This is a genomic window from Acidobacteriota bacterium (assembly GCA_003696075.1).
GTDB lineage: Bacteria > Acidobacteriota > Polarisedimenticolia > J045 > J045 > J045.
Genome location: RFHH01000174.1, coordinates 1 through 11,844 on the forward strand (window position 1 = coordinate 1; position 11,844 = coordinate 11,844).

The following is an 11,844-nucleotide window of genomic DNA, read 5'->3' on the forward strand; positions in this document are numbered from 1 at the left end:
CCGGAGGACGACCCGTTGCCCGCCGAGCGAGACGCTCTCGCCCGCCGGAGCGCCGCGGTGCATCCCGCAGCGCCCCGGCCGCCCGGGGTCGCCGACCCCGCCATCGCCTTGGCGGCGATCCGGCTCGCGCGGCGCCACCGGGTCTCGGTGCGCCTGGCGCGCGTCCTCGAGGGGGCGGGCGCGCTCGCCACCCTTCCCCCCGAGGCCGCCCGCGAGCTGCGCCGGGACGTCCTGCGCGCCCAGTCGGCCCGCGTGCGGTTGGAGCGGGCGCTGCGCGCGGTGGCCGGCGCCCTCGCGGAGGCGGGGGTACCGCTCCTCCTGCTCAAGGGGGCGGCCGTGGCGGCGCTCGCCTACGACGACCCCGCCGAGCGCGAGATGTCCGACGTCGACGTGCTCGTCGCCCCGGACGCCCTCGGGCCCGCGCTCGACGTCCTGCGGCGCGCCGGGCTCAGCGTGCCGGAGGCGGAGACGGTGGGGTTCTGGAGGGAGGTTTACTTCAACGTCCCGGTGACCTCGGCGGAGGACCAGGGGGCGAAGGTCGAGATCCACTGGTCGATCGCGCAGACGGGCCGCCATACGCCCGACATCGAGGGAATGCTGGCGCGCTCCCGGCCCGTCCGGTTCGGCGGCGTCGACGCCCGCGCGCCCGCGGCCGCCGACCTGTTCCTCCATCAGGCGCTCCACCTCGGTTACCACTACTTCCAGCCGAGGCTCTCGTGGCTCATCGACATCGCCCGCCTGGCCTCGCGCGAGCCGCAGCCCTGGGCGGACCTGGAGCGCCGCGCGCGGGCGTGGGGGATGTGCACCACCCTCCGGCTGGCGCTCGCGCACGTCGAGCGGGTCTTCCCCGGAACGCTTCCCGAGGATCTCGCCCGCGCGGCCCGCGGTTCCCTGCGCGCCCGCTGGCTCCCCCGGATCCTGCGGACGCGGGACCCGGCGGCTCTGGTCGCCGGCTGGAGCGTGCGCCCGGTCCAGCTCCTCCTCGCCGCGGCCACGCTCGACCGGCCGGCCCAGGCGGGGCTTGCCGTGGCGTCCTGGTTCGGGCGGGTGGTCCGCCACGGCGACCGCGCGGGCCACCGCCGCCTTTGATCCCGGGCGCTGGCGCCGGCCCGAGGCGCGTCCCAGAATCGGACCGATGCCGATCGACGAACGCAAGCTGCGCCTGCCCACCCCGGAGGAGGCCCTTCCGGGACGCGAGGATCCGATGCCGGTGCCGGAGCGGCACGCGGTCCTCGGAACGCCGCTCGAGGGCCCGTTCGAGGGATGCGAGCGGGCGATGTTCGGGATGGGCTGCTTCTGGGGGGCCGAGCGCCGCTTCTGGACCGCACCGGGCGTCCGGAGCACCGCCGTCGGATTTGCCGGGGGCTACACGCCGAATCCCACCTACGAAGAGGTCTGCACCGGCCTGACGGGACACGCGGAGGTGGTGCGCGTCATCTACGACCCCGCCGAGATTTCCTACCGGGAACTCCTTCGGATCTTCTGGGAAGGGCACGACCCCACCCAGGGCATGCGGCAGGGCAGCGACATCGGCACGCAGTACCGATCGGTGATCTTCTTCTTCGACGACACCCAGCGGGCCGAGGCCGAACGCTCGCGGGAGCTGTACCAGGCGCGCCTGAGGGAATGCGGCTACGGGGCGATCACCACCGAGATCCTCCCCGCACCGCGCTTTTACTTCGCCGAGCCCTACCACCAGCAGTACCTGGCCAAGAATCCGGACGGCTACTGCGGTGCCGGCGGAACGGGTGTCGCCTGCCCCGTGGGACTGAAGACGCCCTAGCCTGCTGCGCGCCTGCGGCGCCTCAGCGGAGCGCGCCGGGGACCGCGTTCTCGACCGCCCCGTCCTCGCGTTCGTCCCAGCAGGTGCGGCACACACGCTTGAAGGCGACCACCGCGTGCAGCTCCACCCGCGGAGCGAGGAATCCGTCCTTCACCGGCTCGTCGCCGAGGAGGTCGGTGCTGAGGTACTTCTTGTTGCTGTCCGGGAAGACGGTCACCACCACGTCGCCGGGAGACTCCCGCGCCACCTTCACCGCCCCCAGGAAGTTCGCTCCGGAGGAGATCCCGACACCGAGGCCGAGCTGCGCCGCCAGCTTCTGCGCCATCAGGATCGCATCGCCGTCGTCGACGCTGACGACGTCGTCCAGGAAGTCCATGTCGACGATCGGCGGGATGAACTCGTCGGAGATGCCCTGGATCCGGTGTTTGCCGACCTTGCACCCGGTGGACAGCGTCGGCGAGTTGGCCGGTTCCAGCGGGTGCAGCCGGACGCTCGGGCGCTTCGAACGGAGGAACCGTCCGGCCCCCATGATCGTCCCCCCGGTCCCGACTCCCGCCACGAGGGCGTCGGGCTCGAGGCCGTGGGCGCGGAGCTGCCACCAGATCTCGGGACCGGTGGACACCTCGTGGGCTTCGACATTGTCCTCGTTGGAGAACTGGCGGGGCAGGAACGCGCCCGGCGTCCGCGCCGCCGCCTCCTCCGCGAGGCGGATGCTGCCGAGGAACCCGCCCTCCTCGCGGGAGACGAGGCGGATCGTGGCGCCGAGGCTCCGGATGAGATCGATCCGCTCGCGGCTCATCCAATCGGGCATGAAGATCGTCACCGGATGGCCGAGCGCCCGGCCGATTCCGGCGAACGCGATGCCGGTGTTGCCGCTGGTGGCTTCGATGATCGGGGCACCCGGGCGAAGGCGCCCGCGGGCGTAGCCCTGCCTGAGGATGTGGAGGGCCATGCGGTCCTTGATGCTGCCGGTCATGTTGAACGTCTCGGCCTTGGCGTAGATCACGCCCCGGCGTCCGTCGAAGGAGTAGTCGATCGCCAGCAGCGGGGTGTTCCCCACCAGGTGGCGCAGCGCTTCGAGGTGTCTCAGGCGTTCCGGATCCGGCATCGGACGATGGGCTCCCCGGGAAAGGGTGTCAGTCTACGCGACCTCCGGCCCGCTGTGGGTCCCGAGGCCGGGGTGACGGACCTGACCCGGGTCAAGCGCGGGACCGGGCCGCCGGCCGCCGGGCCGCCACCGGTCCGGGAGTGTCCGCCGGCGCCCGGACGCCACCCCGCGGCGCCGCGCCCTTCCCGGCGGTCACCGGCCGCCTTTCCCGTAGTACCGCGAGTAGTACCGGCTGTCGTAGCCGGTCCGCCGGTCGGCGAGGCTCCCCGTCCAGTCGTTCAGGACGACCCCGAGGAGCTTGACGGATCCGGCCTCCTCCACCACCTGCTCGATGAGCGCCTTCGGCGTGCGGCCCGCGCGCGCGACCAGCAGGACGCCGTCGCTCAGCTCCCCGAGGATCCCCGCGTCCGCGAAGGGAACGATGGGAGGCGTATCGACGACGACGCGCTGGAACCGGCTCCGCCACTCCGCCAGAAGGCCCGCCATCCGGCCTGACGAGAGAAGCCCCACCGGATTGGCGACCGGTCGCCCGGCGGGGACCACGGCGAGCCGCGTCCCCGAGACCTCGAGGAGCGCTTCCTCCTCCGGCACCTTCCCCTCGAGCAGCTCGCGGAGTCCGGCCCTCGGGGCCGGCTCGAGAAACCTCGCCAGGCCGCCGCGCCTGAGATCTCCGTCGACCAGGAGGACCCGCTCGTCACCGCACGCAGCGAACGCGAGTGCGAGGTTGACCGCCGTGAGTGATTTGCCTTCCTGCGGCATGCCGCTGGTCACGACGATCACCCGAGGGGGCGTGCCGTCGCTTTCGTGAAGGAGCGCCGAGCGGAGGCGCAGGTAGGCCTCCGCCGCCGGGCAATTCGGCTCGCGGGCGACGACCAGCTCCTCGGTCGGCGCGAGGGTGATACGCGGCCGCGGCCGCCTCGGACGGGCCCCGACCCCGGCGCCGATCGCGTAGCGCGTCGGCGACCCGCGGTCCGCACCCCTTCCGCTGCCACCGGCCGTCACGGTTCCTCCTCAGCCAGCCAAGGCGATCGCAGAGGCCAGCGCGGCCGCCGACAGAGCCGAGAGGGCGACGTTCGCCAGCGCCCGCCACAGCCGCCGGCGTCTCGCCTCGCGCGTGGGAATGCGGGGAATGCTGGCGAGCCGGCGCAGGGGGATCGTCTCGAGCCCCGCCTGGGAACGCACCACGGGCCGCCAGAGTTGGGAAACGACGATGGGACCGACGAACAGGGCGAAGCCGGCGATCAGCGCCACCGGGAAGACGACGAGGCGCCGCGGCTGGACCGGAATGGTGGGTGGCACCGCGCGCTCGATCCGCTCGAACTGCTCGCCTTTCCGGGACAGCTCGACCATTTCGGAGCCGCGCGCCGCCTGGATCTTGGCCTGGTAGTCCCGGTACTGGGCCTGCAGCACGTCGTAGCCCTTCATCAGTTCCGCGAGCTGTTGTTCCGTGTGGGGGCTCGCCTCGATGCGGCGCCGGTACTCGGCGATGTCGTTCCGGATCCGGCGCTCCTCCTCGCGCAGGCGGGCGATCTCGCGCCGCTGCATCTCGATCTGTGCGTCGAGATTGGCGGAGAGCGACCGCTTCGGATCGGTGCGCGCGCCCTCCCCTGCCGAGGACATCGCCTCCATGAACTCCTCGATTTGCCGTTGCTTCGCCTTGACCGCCGGATGGGAGTCGAGGTATTTCGCCCGGAGTTCGTCGAGTTCGTGCTGGAGCTGCGCGAGCCGGGCGAGCTGCGGGTTTTCGGCGACATCCCCCGGCACGCCTGCCGCTTTCTGCTGCTCGAGGAGGCGCAGGCGGTCCTCGGCGGCCGCGATCGCCTGCCGCGTGTCGGTGAGATCCCGCTGGCGGGCCTCGAGCATCCGGAGGTTCGCCTCGAGCTGGCTGGCGCTGTCGTAGAGGTGCTTCGCCTTGAACTCGGCGATTTCCCGCTCCTTGGCCCGGAGCTGCTCGGCCACCTGCGCCGCGAGCGCCTCGAGGGTCTCGGTCGTCTCCCGGGCGCGGCGGGTGCGGAACCGGCTGTTCTCCTCGACGTACATGTCGGCCAGTGTGTTGACCACCTTCGCCGCCCGTTCCGGGTCGGAGTCACGGAAGGTGAGCTCGAAGTAGACCGCCGAGTTGCCCCGGGAGATGCTGAAGCTGTTCACCTCCACCCGGAAGTTCGCGCGGATGGCGTTCATCAGCCGCTCGCGCGCCTCCTCGTCGGCGGGCTGTCCGCCGAAGGCGATCTCGATGACGCGCTCCAGGTACGGGCGGCTGAGCACGGCCTCGCGCAGCGCCGCGATGCGGAGCGTCAGATCCTCGGTCACCGTGCTCTGGACGAACTCCTCGGGGATCTGCTGGGGCGCTACGAAGAACTTCGTGGACGCCTCGTAGACCTTCGGAAGCCGGTCCATGGCCAGCTTCCCGCCGGCGAGGCCGAGACAGACCGCTGCGACCACCGTCCACCACGACTCCCGGACCCTGTCCAGGATCTCGAAGAGGACGATGACCCGGCCGCTGTCGTCTTCCATCGGTACGGGCTGCCTTTCAGTTGACGAGCACCGTGTCGCCCGGCATCAGGAAGATGTTCGACTTCATGTCCTCGCCCCGCAGGAGCTTCCTGCAGTCGATCTCGAGCAGCTGCGGCGTGCCGTACGCTTCGCGGGCGACGATCACCTTCTGCTTGGAGAATCGCGTGAGTCCCCCGGCCGCGGCCAGCGCCTGGAGCAGGCGGGTCGGCCTGCGGAACGTGTACACGCCCTGGCTGTTCACCTCACCCAGGATGTACACGCGGAAGCTGTTGATCTGCTCGACCACGACCGTGACGGCGGGTTCCCGGATGAACCTCGCCAGTTCCTCCGCGATCGCCTGGCGGATCTCCTCCACCGTGCGCCCGGCGGCCTCGATGTCGTTCACGAGCGGCAGGCTGATCTTCCCGTCGGGGCGGACGGGAACGCTCAGGTCGATCGCCGGCTCCCCCCAGACCGAGACGTGCAGGACATCCTCGACGCCGACCTCGTAGGCGGCGCGCGCTGTGCTGCTGCCCTCGTCGGGGCCGGCTGCCGGGACCGCCGTGATCAGGCCGGCCGCGACGACGATCACCGCTCCGAGTCTCATCGTTCCTCCTCCGGCGCGCCGGCTTCCCCGCGGGAAAAGGGCGGAACCGCTGGTCGTGACGCCCGAAGTCTCCGGATCAACGGTATATCGCCGCGGGAATCCGGTGTCCACCGCCGGGCGCCGGCGGCCCCGCTCACCGCGGGGAGGCGGCCGCGAGGCGGCGCCACGGGCCGCTGTCAGACACCTCGCCCCGAAATCACCGTGGCCACCGTCCGGAAGAGCACCAGAAGCTCCAGGCGGAAGCTGAAGTTCTTGATGTAGTAGAGATCGTAGGCGAGCTTCTCGCGGAGGGTGTCCAGGCTCGAGGCGTACCCCTCGTTGACCTGCGCCCAGCCGGTGATCCCCGGCCGAACCGTCGTGCGCAGCGTGAAGTAGGGGATCAGCCCGTCCAGCTCCTCGACGAACTCCGGACGCTCCGGCCGGGGGCCCACCAGCGACATCTCGCCGCGCAGGACGTTCCAGAGCTGGGGAAGCTCGTCGATCCGCGTGCGCCTCAAGAACCGGCCCACCCTGGTCACGCGGTCGTCGTCGGCGCTGGAGAACTGCGGTCCGTTCTTTTCGGCGTCCTGCCGCATGGTGCGGAGCTTGAGCATCGTGAAGGGACGCCCGTACAGACCCAGCCGCTTTTGCCTGAAGAGAACCGGTGCGCCCGACTCGAGCCAGATCGCCGCCGCGGCCGCCGCGAGCACCGGGGCGGTGACGATCAGGAGCAGAAACGCGAGCACCTGATCGCAGATCCGCTTCAGCCGCAGCTTCCACCGGGGCAGCCGGAAGCCCGGAGCGAAGGCGAGGTCGGCCGGGCGGATCATCGACAACGGCAGCTTGCCCGTGATCTCCTCGAGGAACGAGGCCGCTTCCTGCACCTCCACGCCGCGAAACCGGAGCGCCACGAGATCGTCGACCGGCAGCGTCCCCCGGCGGTCGTCGAGCGCCACCACGCAGCGGCGCGGCAGCGGAGCTCCGCTGGCGATCAGCTCCCGGAGCTTGTCCGGGCTCACCACCCCCGCCAGGCGCCAGCGGCGTCCCGCGTTCCAGATGACGTTGTGGGCGCAGCGGACGGCGGCGGGCCCCTGCCCGACGATCAGCACGGCCCTCTTGTCTGCCGGCGCCGGGGAGGCGGCCGGAAAGGACGTGCGGGGCGCCGGCGGCACGAGGTGGAGCGTCTCGCTCCGGGGGCGGCGGACACCGGGACGCCTCGGAGCCGCGGTGGGGACAGTCTTCGCTTCGGAAGGTGCTCTCAGGGATCGACGGTTCATCGTTTCCGCCTCATTTCGGGGCCGAATGCCGGCGGGGAACGAGGTGACCGGTCAGCTTGGTACGCGGGTTTCGGAAGACCGCCGCAGGCTCGCTACCACGAAGGCACACTCACCTGCCGTCTTCGCCGGCCCCCTTCCAGAGCCGGCGTGACCCATCGACCGACGCGGCCCAACCCGTTCGGTTCAACTCGTCAGGTCGCAGTATACGGCGAGTTCCAACGTCGTGGAAGAAAAAAAGCCGCCCTTTTTGCACCCGGATCGAAACCTCGAGCGGAACTGTCCGGCCGCAGGGGCACACCGCGCCCGCGCGAGGATCGGTCCTTGCGAGGCTGACGGGCGTGAAGGCCGCGAACGCGGCCGGGAGAGCGGCAGAATTCCGCTACAGGTTCCGCCGGTCGATGACCAACCGGTCCGGCAACGGGTTGCCCCCGGGCAACGGCAGCTCGACCCCGTAGGCCCCGGCAAAAGTCGCCGGATCGATCGCGACCTGCTCCAGCCGCGGCACTTCGTAGCGTTCCTTGTTCGTCACTTCGCAACCCCTTGCGCGCCGGCGTGCCGGTCCGCGCGTTGGCGTCTTCCCCGGCGGGAATCGAAACCCCGCCCCTGCGTGACTCGGCGAAATCGTACGCGGAGAGCGGGCTTCCGGCAACCTGCGATTTTGCCGAACGCTCCCCGCCCCCTGCCCGGCCGCGTCCCGCGTCCGCTCCGGGACGCCGACGCGGACCCGGGACCTCACCCGACGACCTCCAGACGGTTCCAATATATTTCGAAATATCATGGATGATTACGAACCGCTCGAGCCCCCGCCGGCCCCGAGTTACCGGCCTTCGCGGTGCCCTTGAATGCGATCGAGGACGCGGGACACCGCCTCCTCGGTGGGGGCGAACGTCGCGCGGAACAGCCTCGTCCTCGAAACGAGCGCGAGCGCCCCGTCGAGCCTTCTCGCCTGCGCGGACCGGAGCTGGGGCGCAGAGGGGAAAGGCGGAGCGGGAAGGAAGATCTGGGTCAGGAGCCACGGGAGGGCCTCCTGCGGGTCCCACGGGGTGACCTCCGCCTCCGGGCCTTGCTCGAGCCATGCCACGGCGCGGAGCACGTCCCCCTCCGGAGCCGCTGGCAGGTCGCCCATGAAAGGCGTGCCCTCGACGCGAAGCTCGTCGCCCGCGCTGGCCCGTACCAGGACCGCCTCGTCGTTGAGCAGCGTCGCCAGCCGCGCGGCGAGCCGGCCGAAGGTCGACTTGCCCGCGCCCGAAGGCCCCGTGACGATCACCGCTCCTCCCCCCGGCAGGCGCACGCCGCAACCGTGGACGAGCCACGAGGGCGCGCCTTCTGCTCCGCCGAGGCCGGCGTTGTGTGCCGCGCACAGCAGGAAGTTGATCATGCGCGGCCATCCGGCGGGCCTCGGCTCCGCGAACGCCCGGGCCGGGGCACGGATCGCCAGGCGCCCCGGCTCCGACGTGACCACGGGGCCGCCCGGAGTTCTCGCCGCCGCCCCGGCACCCTGCATCGCGGCGATCGCGCGTCGGAGGGCCTCCAGCGTGACACCGTCGTCAGCCACGATGGCGATCTCGTAGTCCGGGGCTGCGCCCTCGACCCTGAACCGGGAGGCCCGCCGCTCCCAGATCTCGAGCGGCACCGCACCGGTGAGCTTGACGGACACCACGCGCCGGCCCAGGCGGACGGCGATCGCGCGGGCGGTGTCGTGGGAACCGCTCACGGCCGGCCCTGCCTCCACGCGGGGGAAGCCGCGCGCCACAGCCTCGTGAGGAGGCTGGAGAGCCACCGGTAGGCCCGCAGGTACAGTTCGGCCGCTTTCGCGGGCGGCGTCGCGCCGGGGGCGAGCAGGTGAGCGCCCGGCCACGAGGCCGCCGCCCAGATCCAACGGCAGACGCGTCCCGCGGGACCGTCGACGCTCAGCCGCGCGCCGTCCTTCTCGATGGCCACCACCCTTCCGAGGCAGGCGGACGGTTCGAGGTAGGCGGCGCGCGGGTTGGCGTCCCCCCGCTCGAGAAGAAGGCGGCGGCCGCCCACCCGCCTCCAGCCGATCACGCGGTGAATCGTCGCTCCGGCCTCGCTCCGGAACAGCACCAGATCGCCCGCCGCCGGCCGCCGGCCGCTCAGGCCCCGGACCACCACCCGGTCCCCGGGCTCGAGGAGCGGGGCCATGCTGCCCGAGGAGATCCGCCCCTCGATCGTCCCCCCCCGCTCGAGCTGTTCGGCGCGCATGGCGAAGATGAGGCCTTCGCCGAGCCCCGACGCCGCGGCGCGGTTCGAACCGCCGGAGCTCGTGCGAGACCCCATCCCGGAACGCGCCCCGCTCTCAGTCGTCGCGGGGCGGAGGCTCGAGGAGTCCCGCCTCCTCGAGCTGCCGGCAGAAACTCTCGACATCCTCGAGCGCTCGCACGGGGGACACATCGAAATGATCCGCCAGCAGGCGGGCGATCTGCTCCACGGTCCTGTTGCCGTCGGCGCATCGCCAGATGAACGCCCCCGTCGGGTTGAGCCGGGTCAGGAGGGTTCCGGTCTCGTCGAGAACCACGACCTCCCGGTCCACCTCCCTCCAGACCAGATCGTCCCGCCGCCTGGGCTTCCGCTCCTTCACGTCCTCCCTCCGATCCATCCGTTCGTGCCTCCCCGCCGACCGCCCCGAGCCGGCCGCGGGCTTTCCAGGGTTCATTATCGCCAAACGTCCCGGCGCGCCTCCGGCGCGGGACGCCGCCGACCCCGGGGCAGCGGTCCACCCGAAGTGACGGATCGCCCGGCGCCGCCCGTCCTTCATGGGAGCCGTCTTCGGAGAAGATGGAGCGTTTCCGAACCGGGTGCCCGCCGGCATCTCCGGCGCCTCCCCGAGCGGTGGGCGCGACGGAAGCTTCCCCTGGCGGCACCCGGACGCGCCCCCCGAAAGCTGCCCGCCGGTGGTGCGCTTCCCGCCGAAGTCGTTGGGGGATCGGCGGATCTGGTCTCGAAGGGACCGCTGCCGGCTCGAGCGGGCCGAAATCTTCGCCCGTGAGCGCCTACCCCCTCGCCAGGGCCGGGCTCGATGCCAGCTCGATCCGGCGGGATCTTTGCCGCCGGGAAGCGAGGCCCATCCCCGAGGGTGCGGACCCGGTCCAACGCGTTGATTTCTAGGAAGTTGCGGCCACCGGCCGATCGTGGCCTCGGGGATCCCTGAAAATCCCGGGGTTCCTGCGAGTCGGGCGGCGCTTCCCACCATCGGGGTGTGGCTCGGTCGAGCCGAGCGGCGTCGAGCGCCATCGAGGTCCACGCCCGATCCTGCGCGAAGGGCACCCCCGAAGGTTCGCTCTCGCATCCGAGCCGCGGGGCGCCCGGATGTTGCCACCTCCTACGGCTCGCTCCGATCAGGGCCGAGACAAAGTGCCGATCGGCCAGAAAGTCGCGAGGCATCGAGCACCGTCGAGGGTGCGCCCCGGTTCCTCCGGGCACCCTCGAGAGTCCGAGCCGCCCGCCCGGCGGCGACTGGGGCGGCCTCTCGCCCCGTGCGCTTGGCGCAGCCCGAGGGCGTGAGGCGGTATGGGAGGTGCACTCTCGATGGTGCGCTGCGCCGGCGAAGTCGGTGGCGCACCCGCGCTCCTTCCCGGTCCGGCGTGCACCGAGCGGGGATCGCCGCAGAACGGTAGGCGGACGCGCTCCGGCCAGATCGGGACGGCTCCCGCGCGGTTCCTCGGAGACTCAGGCGCTCGCCGGCTCGCTTCCGGCGCGGCGAAGCCGGGACCCCCTCCGCCACCCGGGCGCCCGCGCTGTCCGCTCCCGGGCTCCTCAAACGGGGATCCACCTTCATCATCGATCGGCGGTCACCGGCCGTTCGATCCCCGGTCCGCCGCCGCACCCTCGCGGAAGAGCGGCAGGAACCTTCCGTAACCCTCCTCCTCGAGCCGCTCGACAGGGACGAACCGAAGAGCCGCCGAGTTGATGCAGTAGCGCAGCCCGGTGGGCGGCGGACCGTCCTCGAACACGTGGCCGAGGTGGGAACCAGCGTGTCTGGAGAGCACCTCGGTGCGCGTGACGAACCAGGATCGGTCGGTGCGGGTGACCACGTTCTCCGGAACGAGCGGCCTCCAGAACGACGGCCAGCCGGTGCCCGAGTCGAACTTGTGTATCGAAGCGAAGAGAGGCTCACCGCTCACCACGTCCACGTAGATCCCGGGGCGGTGATTGTCCCAATAAGCGTTGCGGAACGGGGGCTCGGTCGCTCCGTTCTGCGTCACCTCGTACTGCAGGGGCGTCAGCTTCGCCCGGAGTTCGGCTTCGGTGGGCTTCGCGTTCATGGCCTGTCGTCCTCCGGGACCCGCGCCGGCGAGCGCAAGGGCCGTCGAGAAGAGAGCGAGCGAGGTCTGGATCGGGCGGCTCATCCGGTCGTCTCCGAGGAAGGTGCGCGACCCAGCTTGGCGGAGGCCGGCGGCCACGGCAAACCGTCGCCTCAGCGCGAGCACCCCTCCGGCGACCGGTCGGCTCCGCCGCTGCCGGACCCCCAGCCGCCGGGCCCACCGCAGCCGGAATCGACGCCCCTGACGATGTAGAAGAAGCCGTCACCCGCCGGGGGCCGGTCCGGGTCGTCGTATTCGGAAGCCCCGAGCCCCTC

The 11,844-nt window shown here is 71.7% G+C and carries 11 protein-coding genes; 2 read left to right on the forward strand and 9 right to left on the reverse strand.

Annotated features, from left to right (window positions below):
* Both D6718_11575 and msrA read left to right on the forward strand, forming a co-directional pair.
* On the forward strand, positions 1-1,089 hold a 1,089-nt coding region (locus D6718_11575; GenBank protein ID RMG43682.1), incomplete at its 5' end, for a hypothetical protein.
* A gap of 46 nt (positions 1,090-1,135) precedes the next feature.
* Positions 1,136-1,783 carry a peptide-methionine (S)-S-oxide reductase MsrA gene (msrA, locus tag D6718_11580; protein RMG43683.1) on the forward strand — a complete coding sequence of 216 codons (648 nt, stop codon included), beginning with the start codon at positions 1,136-1,138 and terminating at the stop codon, positions 1,781-1,783.
* A 22-nt stretch (positions 1,784-1,805) separates the two neighbouring features.
* Here the strand turns inward: msrA and D6718_11585 are convergent, their stop codons facing one another.
* From D6718_11585 to msrB, 9 genes are all read right to left on the reverse strand, one after another.
* Positions 1,806-2,891, reverse strand: coding sequence for a cysteine synthase family protein (locus D6718_11585; GenBank protein RMG43684.1), 1,086 nt, complete (start codon positions 2,889-2,891; stop codon positions 1,806-1,808).
* Positions 2,892-3,083: 192 nt separating this feature from the next.
* Positions 3,084-3,893 (reverse strand): polysaccharide biosynthesis tyrosine autokinase, encoded by an 810-nt coding sequence (locus tag D6718_11590; protein RMG43685.1) that lies wholly within the window; start codon positions 3,891-3,893, stop codon positions 3,084-3,086.
* Between the two features lie 9 nt (positions 3,894-3,902).
* Positions 3,903-5,405, reverse strand: a complete 1,503-nt coding sequence (locus D6718_11595; GenBank protein ID RMG43686.1) for a hypothetical protein — start codon at positions 5,403-5,405, stop codon at positions 3,903-3,905.
* A 16-nt stretch (positions 5,406-5,421) separates the two neighbouring features.
* Positions 5,422-5,991 (reverse strand): hypothetical protein, encoded by a 570-nt coding sequence (locus tag D6718_11600; GenBank protein ID RMG43687.1) that lies wholly within the window; start codon positions 5,989-5,991, stop codon positions 5,422-5,424.
* Between the two features lie 176 nt (positions 5,992-6,167).
* Entirely contained in the window at positions 6,168-7,247 is a 1,080-nt protein-coding gene (locus tag D6718_11605) for an exopolysaccharide biosynthesis polyprenyl glycosylphosphotransferase (protein RMG43688.1), read from the reverse strand.
* Between the two features lie 817 nt (positions 7,248-8,064).
* Entirely contained in the window at positions 8,065-9,000 is a 936-nt protein-coding gene (locus D6718_11610; protein RMG43689.1) for a hypothetical protein, read from the reverse strand.
* The gene (locus D6718_11615) at positions 8,958-9,659 is read right to left on the reverse strand and encodes a hypothetical protein (protein RMG43690.1); all 702 of its coding nucleotides are present in this window, start codon (positions 9,657-9,659) and stop codon (positions 8,958-8,960) included. Before D6718_11615 ends, D6718_11610 begins: the two co-directional genes overlap by 43 nt.
* Positions 9,565-10,554 carry a PqqD family protein gene (locus D6718_11620; protein RMG43691.1) on the reverse strand — a complete coding sequence of 330 codons (990 nt, stop codon included), beginning with the start codon at positions 10,552-10,554 and terminating at the stop codon, positions 9,565-9,567. Before D6718_11620 ends, D6718_11615 begins: the two co-directional genes overlap by 95 nt.
* A 502-nt stretch (positions 10,555-11,056) precedes the next feature.
* Positions 11,057-11,614 (reverse strand): peptide-methionine (R)-S-oxide reductase, encoded by a 558-nt coding sequence (gene msrB, locus D6718_11625; protein ID RMG43692.1) that lies wholly within the window; start codon positions 11,612-11,614, stop codon positions 11,057-11,059.
* Between the last annotated feature and the right edge of the window lie 230 nt (positions 11,615-11,844).